Annotated in this window: 14 protein-coding genes; all 14 read right to left on the reverse strand. The window is 36.9% G+C overall.

Annotated elements, in window-relative coordinates; translation table 11 throughout:
- Positions 1 to 189 precede the first annotated feature (189 nt).
- Entirely contained in the window at positions 190 to 1,311 is a 1,122-nt protein-coding gene (locus KQI76_RS10695; RefSeq protein WP_216400291.1) for a GntR family transcriptional regulator, read from the reverse strand.
- A gap of 186 nt (positions 1,312 to 1,497) precedes the next feature.
- Complete coding sequence (gene araA / locus KQI76_RS10700; RefSeq protein WP_216400292.1) at positions 1,498 to 2,985, reverse strand: L-arabinose isomerase; 1,488 nt, start codon at positions 2,983 to 2,985, stop codon at positions 1,498 to 1,500.
- A 62-nt stretch (positions 2,986 to 3,047) separates the two neighbouring features.
- Positions 3,048 to 3,734 (reverse strand): L-ribulose-5-phosphate 4-epimerase, encoded by a 687-nt coding sequence (araD, locus tag KQI76_RS10705; RefSeq protein ID WP_305853371.1) that lies wholly within the window; start codon positions 3,732 to 3,734, stop codon positions 3,048 to 3,050.
- 530 nt (positions 3,735 to 4,264) lie between these two features.
- Positions 4,265 to 5,263, reverse strand: a complete 999-nt coding sequence (locus KQI76_RS10710) for an acrylyl-CoA reductase family protein (RefSeq protein WP_216400293.1) — start codon at positions 5,261 to 5,263, stop codon at positions 4,265 to 4,267.
- A 220-nt stretch (positions 5,264 to 5,483) separates the two neighbouring features.
- Positions 5,484 to 6,653: an acetylornithine transaminase gene (locus tag KQI76_RS10715; protein WP_216400294.1), complete on the reverse strand. Its 1,170-nt coding sequence runs from the start codon at positions 6,651 to 6,653 to the stop codon at positions 5,484 to 5,486.
- On the reverse strand, positions 6,646 to 7,434 hold the full coding sequence (argB, locus tag KQI76_RS10720) for an acetylglutamate kinase (protein WP_216400295.1): 789 nt from the start codon (positions 7,432 to 7,434) through the stop codon (positions 6,646 to 6,648). Before argB ends, KQI76_RS10715 begins: the two co-directional genes overlap by 8 nt.
- Before the next feature lie 11 nt (positions 7,435 to 7,445).
- Positions 7,446 to 8,672, reverse strand: a complete 1,227-nt coding sequence (gene argJ, locus KQI76_RS10725) for a bifunctional glutamate N-acetyltransferase/amino-acid acetyltransferase ArgJ (RefSeq protein ID WP_305853372.1) — start codon at positions 8,670 to 8,672, stop codon at positions 7,446 to 7,448.
- 14 nt (positions 8,673 to 8,686) lie between these two features.
- Positions 8,687 to 9,724, reverse strand: coding sequence for an N-acetyl-gamma-glutamyl-phosphate reductase (argC, locus tag KQI76_RS10730; protein ID WP_216400296.1), 1,038 nt, complete (start codon positions 9,722 to 9,724; stop codon positions 8,687 to 8,689).
- 463 nt (positions 9,725 to 10,187) lie between these two features.
- The gene (locus KQI76_RS10735; protein ID WP_216400297.1) at positions 10,188 to 10,577 is read right to left on the reverse strand and encodes an OsmC family protein; all 390 of its coding nucleotides are present in this window, start codon (positions 10,575 to 10,577) and stop codon (positions 10,188 to 10,190) included.
- Positions 10,578 to 10,794: 217 nt separating this feature from the next.
- Positions 10,795 to 11,268 (reverse strand): threonine/serine exporter family protein, encoded by a 474-nt coding sequence (locus KQI76_RS10740; protein WP_216400298.1) that lies wholly within the window; start codon positions 11,266 to 11,268, stop codon positions 10,795 to 10,797.
- Between the two features lie 19 nt (positions 11,269 to 11,287).
- The gene (locus KQI76_RS10745; RefSeq protein WP_216400302.1) at positions 11,288 to 12,013 is read right to left on the reverse strand and encodes a threonine/serine exporter family protein; all 726 of its coding nucleotides are present in this window, start codon (positions 12,011 to 12,013) and stop codon (positions 11,288 to 11,290) included.
- A 48-nt stretch (positions 12,014 to 12,061) separates the two neighbouring features.
- Complete coding sequence (locus KQI76_RS10750; protein WP_216400303.1) at positions 12,062 to 13,192, reverse strand: MFS transporter; 1,131 nt, start codon at positions 13,190 to 13,192, stop codon at positions 12,062 to 12,064.
- Between the two features lie 177 nt (positions 13,193 to 13,369).
- Positions 13,370 to 13,501 carry a hypothetical protein gene (locus KQI76_RS11905; protein WP_256443067.1) on the reverse strand — a complete coding sequence of 44 codons (132 nt, stop codon included), beginning with the start codon at positions 13,499 to 13,501 and terminating at the stop codon, positions 13,370 to 13,372.
- 443 nt (positions 13,502 to 13,944) lie between these two features.
- Complete coding sequence (locus KQI76_RS10755; RefSeq protein WP_216400299.1) at positions 13,945 to 14,577, reverse strand: response regulator transcription factor; 633 nt, start codon at positions 14,575 to 14,577, stop codon at positions 13,945 to 13,947.
- Positions 14,578 to 15,733 lie beyond the last annotated feature (1,156 nt).

The following is a 15,733-nucleotide window of genomic DNA, read 5'->3' on the forward strand; positions in this document are numbered from 1 at the left end:
ATATGGTTTCTGTTCGTCAGACCAGAGGTTTGCTTAGGGCTTCCTTCAGATTCCACGTCACCATGGACACCCTTGCCTTTAGCTATGTGCTTACCGCTATTAGGTCGCACTAGGGACTTCCACCCGTTAGCGTTCGCCCATGCTGGGCGAACAAAAAAACCGTAACAACAGTGTTATTACGGTATTTATTTAAGCATTTTTTGGTTTTGCTGTAGAGTTACGAATGACTAACTCTGGTTCAAAAATAACAGGCTCAAATGTTTCTTTAGTTTTCTGTGGATGACCACTTGAACTTTTAACAATATTAAGAATCATCTCACCAGCTGCCTCGCCAAGTTTGCTTTGCGGATGTTTAACAGTTGTTAATTTAACTTCAGATACTTGTGCTAGAAAAGAGTCGTCAAACCCAATAATCGAAATATCTTCTGGAACCTGAAGATTCCTTTCTCTAATCACATCAAGAAGGGCAATTGCTAATTCATCATTGTAACAAACGATAGCAGTCGGCCTATCCTTTTCTGGTAAATCTAATAGTTTTGTAAGTTCCCTTTTCGGATGATGATATTTATCTTCTGTTTTGTAAGTTATAATATTATTGGGATTCAGTGCAATACTGTTTCTTCTATGCGCTTTCAAATAACCCTTCATTCGCTTAGGCCCCTGACCATCATCGTTCTTAAAGAAGCCAACAATATTATCATGACCTAATTCAATTAAATGCTCAGTCTGAATAAAACCACCCTTTTCATCATCAACTGTCAAGCTAAGTGGTTCTAATTCATCATAATAAGCATTAATCATAATGTAAGGAATACCCTGCCGCTCCAAATTTAAATAATAATTAATATTTGGGTTGCTAACCGCACTTCTTGTCGGCTCTACAATGACGCCATCGAAATGTTGTGTTAAGATTCTCTCTAAAAAATGGCGCTCATTTTCATGATCATTATTCGTACTGAATAAACTAACATGGTAACCATGTTTACTTAAATAGGACTCAGCACCCCTAATAATAGAAGGGAAAATATAATCAGAAATATAAGTCGTAATCATTGCAATATTTTTTTGATCCTTAATCGACTTATTAATATTTTCCTTTGATCTATCTGCGCAGAAAGTCCCTGCTCCTTGTTCACGATAGAGCCAACCTTGATTGACAAGTTCCCCAACCGCTAATCTTACCGTATGTCGGCTAACATTAAATTGCTTCATCAGTTCACTTTCTGAACTTATTTTTTGATGGGGTTGAAAAGTACCATCCAATATTTTTGACTTAATTGCTTGTTTAACAATGCCATATTTTGTTTGCATTAGTGACACCTCATCGTCCCTTAACTTATTTTTATCTAATACTACTATTGTACCATTGTTAATCTATTTAAACTATTACCACTCATTAACTTAATCCAAGCATAAAATAACTTTAATGACTTCGACTAATTTAATGAATCATTGAAGAAATTAGGGCTATCCATAGCCCTAATTTCCGCTTATCAACTATTTACGAAAAATAGCTTGGTTCCATTTTAATTCATTTCTAAATTGACGAAGATTTAAGTCATCATCTATGACAACACACTCGATATCAACCATCTCAGCAAAATCAACAAGTTGCTCAGTTGTGACCTTGAATGATAAGACAGTATGGTGAGCTCCACCAGCGTAAATCCAGGCTGTTGTCGCTTCAGCTAATGAAGGTTTAGGCTCCCAAAGCGCTTTCGCTACTGGTAACTTCGGCGTTGCTTTATTTGGTTGTTCTGCTCTAACTTCATTAATAATCAAACGATAACGGCCACCCATTTCAACAAGTGATACGTTGATTGCTTCGCCACCCTTACCATCAAATACAAGACGAGCAGGATCTTCGCGATCACCAATTCCTAATGGCTCAACAATAATCTTCGGTTTGTTTGCTGAAATAGTTGGGCAAACCTCTAGCATATGCGAACCTAGAATTCTTTCATGACCCGGTTCTAAATGATAGGTATAATCCTCCATAAATGAAGTTTCTTTATTGTCTGCAAGTATTTTCATCAAACGAGTCAAAGCAGCAGTACGCCAATCCCCTTCACCTGCAAAACCATATCCTTGAGCCATTAAACGTTGAGCTGCTAGACCTGGTAGTTGTTTCATGCCATGTAGATCTTCAAAGTTTGTTGTAAAGGCATTGTAGTTTCCTTTACTTAAGAATGATTTCAATGCTAATTCAACTTTTGCTTGATATAAAATTGAATCTCGAATTTCACCTGGTTGACTTGCTTCCTCAGGTAACTCGTAGAGTTCCTCATATTCTTGGTAAAGTTTTTCAAGATCTTCATCTTTTACTTGATTGATTTCTTCAACAAGATCTCCAATCCCATAATAATCTACTGTCCAGCCAAATTTAATTTGGGCTTCAATTTTGTCACCATCTGTTACTGCCACATTACGCATATTGTCACCAAATCGAGCAACACGAATATTAGTTCCTTCTTTAACACCAATCGCAGTTTTCATCCAGCTTGCTATTTGGCTGAGAACAGATTGGTCTTGCCAGTAACCAACGATAACTTTACGACCTAGACCTAAACGTGTACCAATAAAGCCGTATTCACGGTCCCCATGTGCTGCTTGGTTTGTATTCATAAAGTCCATATCGATTGTTTCCCAAGGAATATCACGATTAAATTGCGTATGGAAATGTAATAAAGGTGTTTGTAGTGCTTTTAATCCGGCAATCCAAGATTTCGCAGGTGAGAACGTGTGCATCCACGTAATGACACCAGCACAATCTTCACTTGCATTTGCTGCTAAGGCTAATTCATGTATTTCTTTTGCTGTTGTTGCTACCTGTTTAAATTCAATTTGATTCGGCAATTTATTTGATTCATTTAGACTCGCAACAATTTTTTTAGAGTTCTCCTCTACTTCCAAAATTGTTTCTGGTCCATAAAGTGGCTGACTCCCAGTCACGAACCAAAACTTATAAGGTTTTACTTTGATCATATTAATTCCTCCAATAATTAATTTTCTAAAAAGATAGTGATAAATGTTGATCCATCACTAACTTATTGGCCATAGTAAGCGTTCTTACCATGTTTTCTTAAATAATGTTTATCTAGCAGCGTTTGTTGCATAGTCTGAACATTGGGATTGATTTGATACGTGTTCAGTGCCATTTTAGCAACTTCCTCTAATACGACAGCATTATGCACAGCTTCCTCAGGGTCTTTCCCCCAGTTAAATGGTGCATGGCTATGGACTAAAACACTAGGAATAGCATGTGGGTCTATGTCTTTAAATGTGTCAACGATAACATTTCCCGTTTCTAATTCATAATCACCATTAATTTCAGCTACCGTCATGCGACGTGTACATGGAATATCACCATAGAAGTAATCTCCGTGTGTTGTCCCTAGTGCAGGTATATCCTGCCCTGCCTGAGCCCAGCTTGTCGCCCAAGGAGAATGAGTATGAACGACACCACCAATACCCGGGAATGCTTTGTACAAAACTAAATGTGTCGGTGTGTCAGAAGATGGTTTTTTACTTCCTTCTACAACATGACCATCCAGATCCACTACAACAAGATCATTAACCGTCATATCATCATAAGGCACACCACTCGGTTTAATAACTACTAGCCCAGATTCTTTATCAAAACCACTCACATTTCCCCAAGTAAACGTTACCAATCCATGTTTAGGCAAGTCTAGATTTGCTTTAAGCACCTTTTCCTTCAACGCTTCCAGCATACATCTTCAACACCTTTCTATTTGTCATTTTCTTGTACGGATATATATAAGTATATTTATATAGTAATATAATTCGTACGTACATTCAATATCTAAGTTCACTTTTTAATAAATTTTTTTATTTAATTTTATTTGTTATTGTATCAAGCCTTCGATTTATCCCTTTGAATTCAATGCTTATAAAAAAAGTTATTTAATCCAAGTAACCATACAAGTTATTTTTGTAAAATCTTTTCATTTCGATAACTTTTTTAGTAATAGATCAATAATTAATCAATAGGATTTTTTTAAATAAACCGATTGACCTTCTTATTCGTTAAGTTTATTGTAATCTAAATTATAAAGGATAAAACCGCTTAGTTCTATTTATGATTAAACAACTAGTGATCGGTGTATATTTTTCCATTCAACTTCCCATCCACTTTTGGTGGGAAGTTTTCTTAAGGTTTGACTTTTCTGATCCTAAATATTGATTGTTTCGCTTAAGAAAAGTAAAAAAAAAACGACCCTTATGAGAGCCGTTTTCCAAATTAGATCTTTACAAGTATTCTCCCGAAGGACTGATCTGCCAACAATGTTGGTAAGGTTTCTTCTAACTGATCTAGTGTAATCACACGATGTTTAATTACTTTGAATTGTTGATCAGTTAATTTTAAATCAGTTGATAGGCGGTGCCAAACTTTTTTTCTTAATTCCATTGGACAAAAAACAGAGTCAATACCAATTAAATGAACACCGCGCAATATAAATGGATAAACTGAAGTTGGAACTTTAATCCCACCTGTTAAACCACTAACCGCTACTGCTCCATTGTATTTTAATTTACTAATAATCGCAGCAAGTGTCTCGCCCCCTACAGGGTCAACTGCTCCAGACCAAGTTTGCCGATCCAGTGTTCTTAATTTCTCACCTACCACCGCTTCACGATCAATAATAGTTTCTGCCCCTAACTCTCTTAAAAATGCATGTGCTTTTTGCTTTCCAGTACTCGCCTCCACTTGGTAACCGAGATTAGCCAGCATGGCAGTAGCCATACTACCAACCCCACCTGAGGCACCCGTGACGAGAACCTTACCTTGCTTTTGAGTGAGACCTTGCTGTTCCAACTGATGAATAGATAGGGCAGCTGTAAAACCAGCCGTACCTATAATCATCGCCTCTTCTAATGTAAGCCCAGCCGGTAAAGGGATGACCCACTCCGCTTTAACCCGTGCATATTCGCTATAACCACCATCATGACTTACCCCAAGGTCATAACTTGTCACGACAACTTGATCCCCTTCAGCAAAACGATCATCAACGGATTCCACAACTTCTCCCGCAAGATCAATTCCTGGTGTTGCAGGGTAGTTTTTGATTATAGCACTTTCCGACATATTCGCCATTGCATCTTTATAATTCACTCCTGAATAACGAACACGAATTAACACTTCTCCCTCAGGCAAGTCCCTTTCAGTTAATTCCTGAACACCACGGATGATTTGTTGATTGTCTTTTTCTAACCGATAAGCCTTAAATGTCTTTTCCAATTTAATCATCCTTTTCTAACCATGATATCATGCTAATCATTTTATGATCAGTATTATTCTAGCTTTAATTTCTAGTTTATCACAGTTAAGATCGATTTCTACTTAATTATCACATTTACCTCTGAATAATTGCTTGTAAAGCCTTAACTTCATTAGCAAATTGAAGCTTCAATCAGTGGAGGGAAACAAGCCCCTTGCAAAGTAAAAGGTCACTTTATTTTTAAGTCAATAATTGTGAAAGATGATTAATCACTTGATCCATTTCAGCTCGTGATGTAGTTAAGGGGGGTAAGACACGAATGACTTTAGGACCTGCAACTAATAGTAAAAGCTGATGTTTTTCTCGTGCTTGATTGACATAATCCAATGCTTGCCCCTTCACTTCAATACCAATTAAAAAACCCTTTCCACGTACTTCTTCGACCACTTTTGCCTGTGCACAGACCTGCTCAAGTTGTTGCCAAAAATAATCGATCTTTTTTTGGACTCTTGTTAGAAAATGAGGTTCCACGATTTCTTTGAAAGTGGCAAGTCCAGCAGCCGTTGCTAATGGATTACCCCCAAATGTTGACCCATGTGCACCAACAGTGAAGGCCTTCGCAACATGCGCTTTAGCTAAAGTAGCACCAATCGGGAAACCTGAGCCAAGTCCCTTCGCTAGCGTGACTATATCTGGCTCGAAACCATATTGCTGATAAGCAAACAAAGTGCCAGTCCTTCCCATACCTGTTTGAATTTCATCAATGATCATTAAAAGGTCATGTTCACGACAAATAGAAACTAGTTGATCAATCCAAGCTTGATCTGCTGGATTAACCCCTCCCTCACCTTGGATTAGTTCAAGCATGACTGCACATGTCTCAGGCTTAACTAAATGGGACAATGCCGTTATGTCATTGAATGGCAAGTATCGGAAACCGGGCATTTTAGGTGCAAAACCAACTTGAACCTTTTCTTGACCTGTTGCAGATAAAGTCGCTAAGGTTCGACCATGGAAGGATTGCTTAAAAGTAACAATTTCATATTGATCTATATTCTTCACCTTTTGTGCATAGCGACGTGCGAGTTTTATTGCCGCCTCATTCGCTTCAGCCCCGCTATTACTAAAATAAACTTGATCAAAGGCACTGTGAGACGTTAGCAGATCAGCGAGTTGTTCTTGATTTGGAATAGTATAGAGATTTGAACAATGCCATAGCTGATTCAATTGATTTTTCACAGCTGTCTCAACTTCAATTGGCCGGTGACCCAAGTTACAGGTTGCAATACCTGCAGTATAATCTAAATACTTCTTACCTTGATCATCCCAAACATAACTACCTTCCCCTTTCGTTAGGGTTAATGGAAAGCGTGCATATGTTGGCATGACAGAACTGATTAAATCAGACATAACTAACCTCTCCTAATTGAATTTTCGTACCGACTGGCTCACCATTAATAAAATTCAAAAGTGCATTATCTTCCATTCCATTGACTATCGATACTTCTCTTGCACCTAACTCTAGTGCTTTAAGTGCTGACTGTACTTTTGGAATCATCCCACCATAAATAACTTCTTCATTTATTAACTGTTTAATTTTAGTCTGATTAACCAGATGAAGTACCTTATCATTCACACAAATCCCTGGAATATCACTTACAAAGCAAAGTGGTGCATGAAGTGATGAAGCAATTGCTGATGCGGCGACATCGGCATTAATATTATAATGCTGATCATCCTTACCAATAGCAATTGGGGATATCACTGGAATATAATTTTGTTCAAGCATTATTTTAATCAAATCTATATTCACAGCTGAGATATCTCCAACATAGCCATACTTATCAATTTCTTTAATTGGTGTCGCTCGAAGTAGATGGCCATCTACTCCACTCATCCCAATTGCCTTCGCCTTCTCATTCATCATTTTTCGAACGATATTTTTATTTACCAAACCACTCAAGACCATTTCAACGACATCTAAAACCTCTTTTGTTGTGACCCGTAAACCATTAACAAAACTTGTTTTCACATTCATTTGTTTCAAATGCCTTGTAATCATCGGACCACCACCATGTACAATGATTGGTTTGATGTCTTTTTCCTTTTGTAATAAAACCAAGTTACTAAAGAAAGAGCTCGGTAACTCATCAATGATACTTCCGCCACATTTAATCACTAAATAGTTCATTATCCCACTCCTTACGTTCGATACAAGGCATTTATTCTGACATATTCATAGGATAAATCGCAGCCCCAGCCCAATGCCTTTGTATTGGATTCACCTACTTTAACAAAAATTCCAATTTCAGTTTCCGCCAATTTTAGTTTCATTTTCTCCTCATCAAATAAAACAGGTAAACCATTTTTGACAACTGGGATATCCCCTATTTTCACGGACACTTGACTCGGAATAATATCAACACCACTATAACCAATCGCCGTAATAATTCGCCCCCAATTCGCATCCGCACCATGTATTGCTGTTTTTACTAAATTGGAACCCATGATTGCTTTCGCTATTTTTCTCGCTTCAATTTCTGTATTCGTTCCCTCTACTTGTACTTCAATTAGCTTCGTTGCTCCTTCACCATCACGAGCAATTTCCTTCGCCAAATATTGAAAAATGAACGCCAATGCTTTGGCGAACAATTCCCATTGTGGATGGTTAGGTTCAAGTGGTTGGTTTGACGCTTGGCCATTCGCCATTACTAACACCATATCATTTGTACTTGTATCCCCATCTACAGTAATCATATTAAAGGTTTGATTCGTCAGATGTTTTAATTGTTGTTCTAGCGCACCTGGTTCAACATTAGCATCTGTCGTTATAAACCCTAACATCGTTGCCATATTAGGATTGATCATCCCTGATCCTTTAGCGGCACCGCCAATCGTTACTTTTTGATCATCGATTTCAATCTGGACAGCAATTTTTTTCTCTCTTGTATCTGTTGTTAAAATAGCTGTTTCAAATGAGTGGCCTAAATTATCTTCTGGATTAATTGCGGAGATACCAGTCGTTAACTTCTCCATTGGCAGGAAATCCCCGATTAATCCTGTTGAAGCTACAGCCACATGATGTTTAGCAAGTTTAAATTTATCTGCCATTTCAGCTCTCATTCGGTAAGCATCTTGGAGTCCTTGTTCACCAGTACAAGCATTAGCTATTCCTGAATTAACAATTAACGCTTGTAGCTTATGCTCAATAGCTAAACTTTCCTGAGTTACTTTTAATGGTGCTGCTTGAAACTTATTTGTCGTATAGACAGCAAAAGCATCGGCGGGTGTATCTGATATTAACCAGCCTAGATCAGGCTTTTCCTTACGAATCCCACAGTGTCGTCCACCTGCTCGAAATCCTTTAGGTGATGAGACACCCCCATGATCGAGTTTTTTGATCTCCTGTTTTGTTGTAGCCATCCCCATTGCATTAATCCCCCTTATGGATAAATCGGTATGTTCTTCAAACCTGTTTCTTGTTCCCAACCAGCAATTAAATTTAAATTTTGAACCGCTTGACCAGCTGCCCCTTTCACTAAATTATCAATAACTGAAACGATAATTAACTTTTTCATTCTCTTATCAACATGAAAGCCAATATCACAATAATTACTACCATAAACCTCTTTCGTACTAGGTACTTGCCCCTTTTTCCGTATTCTAATAAACGGATGTTCTTGATAAAATTGCTCATACAACTCTTCAACTTCTTCTTGCGTGACATCATGCTTTAAATCAGTATAAATTGTTGTCATAATTCCTCTTGTCATCGGTACAATATGTGGTGTGAAGCTCACTTTAACTGAATCATTCGACTTTTCAGATAATATTTGTTCGATTTCTGGAATATGCTTATGCTTCCCTAGTTGATATGCTTTGAGGTTTTCATTCATTTCAGAAAAATGAACATTTAAGGATAGTCCTCGTCCTGCACCTGATACCCCTGTTTTTCCATCGATAATCATTGAATGTAGTGCAATTATTCCTGTTTTTATAATTGGTATTAAAGCAAGTAAGATTGCTGTTGGAAAACAACCTGGATTCGCAACTAACTGAGCATTGGCAATTTGGTCTTGATAGATTTCGCTTAATCCATACACTGCCTGATGGAGATATTCTCCTGCACTTGTCTTAAAACCATACCAATCTTGATATAGCTCCGCATGATTTAAGCGAAAGTCACCTGATAAATCAATGCACTTAATCTTTAATTCAAGTATCTTAGGAACCAATTTATGACTGACATCTGATGGAGTTGCTAAGCATACAAGATCAATATCATTTAATAACTTCTCCAAGTTAAAATCAACCATAGCCTGATCGATAATCGTCACCATCTGTGGGTAAATTTCCGAAAAAGCCACCCCTGCTTGTGAGTGAGAAATAATTTGTGATAATTCAACAGATGGATGTTGTTCTAATAGCCTTGCTAATTCCACAGCACCATAGCCCGATCCACCGATAATTGCGACCCTCATTTTTTCAATACACTCCCTATAACTATTTTGATTAATTATTATACTCTATCTTGTATTTTTATTCAATAACTACTTATATATATTTATTCTATATGTTCATATTGAATATTTATACACCAATGAGTGAGTGTATTACAAAAAGTAATAGGCTGTCAGTCCAAATGATTCTAGTCATCTTCTTGAATCAATGATTTGTTAGATGAGTGATCCCACTAAAGAATTCTAATTCTGCTTTTCTAGGACAGCTTTTAATTCTGCATAAATAGCTCTCTCCACCACCATCACCAGCAAACATCTGCTTTTCCACAAAAGGCTTTAGGGTTTCGTCATCATTACAACAAAAAAATTAGCTCATCTAATTTTCATGATAGAAAAAGGGTGCTAATTACAAATACGACGTAACTAGCACCCTTTTTAATTATTCGAGCTTATTTATACCCTAACACCGATTGATTGAACACTTTTATTCATATACAACATTGATTGGCGCACCATGTTCGATGGTATTCCCCATCGTACAGCCCCTTTTAGCCGATTTAGCTAATCGATTTTTTGTTTTTTCATCAAGATCTGCATCAAAGGTCAATTTTACATCAATTTTTTCAAGTCTTGATGGTCGAGCATCTTCTGCCTTAGTTGAAGAGATTTCAATAGAATAGCTAGGAATGTCTAATTGGTCCCTTTCAATAAGGGCATCTAGGGTTAGCCCCATACAGATCGCTATCGAACTGTTTAAGAAATCTCCCGGTGCAAAAGCATCTACGCCACTATTGCTCGATGTTGCCAAGTGGACTGTTCCTCGATCATTTGTTATTTCATGAACCTTATCTTGGTCTTTCTTTAATGTAATCATTATATCTTCCTCCTTCCACTTATATTACTATCCTATCTAATCCATTTCATTCAGACAAAGAATTAGCTTGGCCTATCCTTCGTTTAGTCTTAACCAACGAAAAAATCCCTACTTTAGTAATAGAAGTGAAACGATCGAATCTACAGTCAGTAGAGGCCCGATTCGTTCAACTAACACCCAGCGGGGATAGACCCCCCCTGCTGGGTGAAGTTTCACTTTACCGCGTCACGCCTTTGCGGTCGTATTCATTATGGTACTTTCTCCAGTTTGTATTTCGGATAATTTGATTAATAATCTCAGAAACAATTAGGCCTAGTGCAATTGCGCCGGAGATCATTGCTGCAGTTGCTGCTGATGAAATAGCTAAGTCATAATTATTTGTTACTAAAAAATACATGGCATCATATGATAAACCGCCTGGAACTAACGGAATTATTCCAGCAATATTGAAAATAATGATTGGTGTCCGGAACCATTTTGCTAATACTTGACTGTAAATGCCCACCACAATAGCCGCTACTAATGTGGCTATAACAATATTAACATCTAATATTCGGGCCAGGCTAACATAAACAAGCCAGCCAAACATCCCAACCGTTCCACACTGCCATAGGGATTGGCGAGGAGCGTTAAAAATGATAGCAAATCCCATCGCCGCAATAAAACTTACAACTGATTGTTCAATGATCATCAAATCACCTCATCTATCTTTAAAAGACAACTAATAACACAATCGCAACACCAGCCCCAATTGCAAAGGCTGTTAAGATCGCCTCAACACCTTTCGTTAGGCCGGATACTAAATGCCCCGCCATTAAGTCACGGACCGCATTAGTTATAAGTAAGCCTGGTACTAGTGGCATAACTGAACCAATAATAATCTTGTCAATATCTACACCAAGGCTAAGTACCACCATTAAATAAGCAAATAAAGCAAGCAGTACAGAAGCTAAAAACTCAGCGAAAAATCGGATTTTTAACATTTTGTGAAAGTAAATCATTAAATAATAACCCGCTCCTCCAACAATAAGAGCTGGAATAAAGTCACGCCAAGTTCCTTGAAACATAATCGTAAAGCAACCACTTGCTAATGCAGCGGCAAGGATTTGTAACCAAACTGGAAAGACGATGCTTTCTTGATTAATTTGAAGCAACTGTTCTCTAGCTTCACTAAGGGTTAGCTCCCCCGCCGATATATATCTTGAAATCCCATTTACTTTCGTTACCTTATGAAGATCTGTTGCACGTTGGTCAATTCGAACAAAATTTGATGGTGTTGTCATATCAACAGCAAACATGATGGCCGTTGGAGTTGCATAAGCTTGAGCATCCTCCATTCCAAACGCCCGAGCAATCCTTACCATCGTATCTTCCACCCGATAAGTTTCTGCTCCGCTTTGCAACATTATTTTCCCCGCTAATAAACAAACTTTCATAATTGCGTCTTCTTCCAACTTAAGACCTCCCTGTATATTAGAGATTTATCAACGAATAGCTGTTGATATATGCCTTATGATGATATGATAAAGCAAAATAAAACAAGAACCAAGTAAAGCCATTACTCCCATAGTTAAATACAATGTATGTCCGCCATAATATTCAAGAATAAAGCCACCACCCAAAGATCCAATAATACCTGATATACCAAAGAAAACAGTTGCAAACAAGAGGTGACCAGTAGCTTGTAATTGTTCAGGAATTAAGCGGGTAACATATTGAAATGCTGTTAAATAAAAAATACCAAAAGAAAAGCCATGTAATACCTGGAAAAACACAACAAAGATTGGATGAACCGCATATCCGTAGAGAAACCATCTTAATGCATAAATCAAACCAGCACCTGTTAAAATAACTAATGGGTGGTATTTCTTAAACCATTTACCAGCTAAAGCAAACACGAGCGCTTCGCTAACAACACCAACAAACCAGGCAATACCAATCAAATTATCTTGACCACCTAGCTCACTAATGTATAAACCAAGAAAGTTATCGTTGGTACGATGGGTAATCGAAACTAACAAAAGAGCAGCTAAATAAAAGAATAATGCTGGGTCTTTAATTAATTTAAATAAATCAGATAACCGGACTTGTTTCTTGTCAATTTGAATATCTACAATATGAAAACTAACAAGAACAACGATACTAGTCATAAACAAATAAGGGAGAATTAAGTATTGAATACCGATCCAATTCATTAACTGCCCTACCAGTAAAGAACAAGTTGCAAAACCAATCGATCCCCACATTCGGACAGAGCCAAAGGAACCCCCGAGTTGTTCCGTTCTACGCTGGGTCAGGCTATCTGCCAAAGGACTAATTGCTGATTGGAAAAAATAAAATAAAATAGCGAACCCTAAAATGAAGACAAGTGTCTTCATTTGAAAGAAAATTAAACTGCTTAACACTAAACCAACCGACGTAGCAAGTAAAACCTTTCGTACCGTTTGATATTTATCACTTATAAATCCCCAAAATGGTTGGGCAAAAATTGAGATTGCTGGACCGACAGCAAGGACCCAGCCAATTTCTTGACCACTTAAACCCCGATATGTAAGTAATAATGGTAAAAAGCTTATTACCATTGTATTCGCTCCATGAAAGCTAAATAATAACATCTTTATAGGAGTAAGTGAATGTTTATTGATCAATAAGTTCTCCCCTCTCAGCCTTTATCTATCAAATTTTATTATACGGCTTTAGATTATGAAAAGGAAGGGGAGATAGAACAACTAAGTATGTTGAAAAAATGTATCACTAAGAACCCTAGGCTTTAGGGCAAAACTTGAGCTAGATTAAAACAAATTCTGTTCACGACCTGGAATAAATGGACGTCTAATATCATTATCTACTCTAACTTCTTCATTAAAAATCGGTAAACTCACTAATATTAAAACAAACGAAATAAAAATTAGCATCTTTTTCAAAACTACACCCCCAATCGTAGCAATTGTAAATAAAGTAAAACGTCAATCAGCTTGGTGTTTGCCTTCGCTGACTGGGACTACGGTTACTCGCCCCAACAAAGTGATTTGCGGTTACTCATCACATCAAAGTAATTGGTGGTTATTCGTCCCAGCGAAAACATTTGTTAGATCAACGAATCGGACTTTTATTGACTGTTGAGCAGATCCTATCATCCGATCAATTTTCCTCGATAATTGAAGTGAACTCTTACAGTCAGTTAATCTAAGATTGATTTGACCCTACAGAATAGCGATCGACTTTAATAAAAAATAAATGACAGCTGTTTTCCTGCTATAATTCTTAAAATGACCTATTTTTTAAAAATTATTCTTTTCAAAAAAAAAGAACAATCTTTTATAAAGAAGAGATATCGATAGGTTATCCCTTCAAGATTGTCCTTTTATTATAAATGAACCCATTGTTTTTTTAACGCCAACAATACGGCATTTGTTCGATCTGGTACATTCAACTTTTGTAATATTGAACTAACATAATTTTTTACCGTCTTATCAGATAAAAATAATTCATTTGCTATTTTAATATTACTGTAACCTTTGGCTAGTAGCTGTAAAACTTCCCATTCTCTTTGCGACATTACATCAAGTGGAGGATTCGGTTCTTTATGCTGTGAACGAACATAAATATCTAATAAACAATCCGCTAACAAAGGATGGAAAAATCGTTTTCCTGCATGAATCCGCGATATTGCTTCTGTTAACATTTTTTCATTAACATCATAATAAATATAACCGGATAAAGCGAGTTCGAAAATTGATGCTAGATTTGGATCTTGAAGATCTTCAACCCATGCAATGACTTTTTTATCAATGGATTGATAATAATTTGCTAACTGTTTAAGCGGTACAGGCATCTGAATATCGATGATAATTAAATCTGATTGTTGGCCGTACCTAATGAGTACATCTTCATTCGTTTCGTTACAATGTCTGATTTCACAATCCGGGAATTGGCGTCTTAGCAATTCCATCATTCCATCACACAATAATGAAGACCGTTTTATTAATAATAGTTTCATTGGTTATTTACTTTTCTTCCCCCTTAAATATTAATTAATCTTAGCTAATAATAGATTAAGATATGTATTAGGACTTGCTACTAGTCATTAACTAATGTTACTTTTTTAAATTTATTGCGTCAACTAAATTAAAAATGTTACAGTTGTATAACTTGTTTTTTGTCGAGATATGTCTTATTATAATTCTCTCCGAGTACTTTTGTACCATTTCATAAGGCATTAGAGAAAATAATTTTAATTTATTGTTTTTGAATAAGCAATAGTAAAAAACCAATAAATACTCATAGGTATAACTTACTACTCTCGTGTCTAAATTTCATAAAAAAACTCTACTAGTCTATTAGACTCATTTTTACATTAAAAATTTTACTGAAATAGTTATTTGTAATCATTATTAATAAGATTAAATAACCAAAACTGATTTGCTAACATCTACTCGTACTTATTCTTTGTCATAATTTCTTCACTAGCAGCTTGTTAATAAAGTGAAAGTTCAATCAGTGGGTGGGATTTGCTGGTTTTAGTCTACCTTCCCTTATCCTCCACCGATTGGGACTGGACTGTGTTGCCGATAGATTGCAAGCATAGAACGTGGGTTGCGAGCATAGAACATCAGTTTCCGAGCATAAACTCAGATTTCCGAGCATAAACTCAGATTTCCGAGCATAGATCGTGATTTCCGAGCATAAATCGCGGTTTCCGAGCATAGATCGTGATTTTCGAGCATAATGCCAGGGTGCGAGCATAGAATCGTGTGAACGAGCATAGATCCATAGTTTTCGAGCATAAAACTACAGTTTCCGAGCATAGACGTTAAAAAGACTGTTATTTTGCATGACTCCCTTAGAAAAATGCAATATAGATTCAATTAAAAATAAATTGGGTTGGCTAACTGTTTTTTTCGCTATGGATTCGACAAAGTAGTCTTCTACCTATATTAATCAACAAACTAAGGGATAGGAGATGCCACTTTTCAAAAAAATTATTCGATTAAATTGCTAATTCATAGCTTAAGCCCTTGAACTAGCTAAGCTTCAAATCAAAACCACCAGTGTGAACTGGTGGTTTGCTCTGCGGCTGAAAGCCTATGTTACCGGCCTCGGCCTAAAAGGCCCACTGAATGGGTTTCCCTTTTGCACCACACTTACTCACTGAT

The organism is Amphibacillus sp. MSJ-3, assembly GCF_018919165.1.
In the GTDB taxonomy this organism is placed as follows: Bacteria; Bacillota; Bacilli; order Bacillales; family Amphibacillaceae; genus Amphibacillus.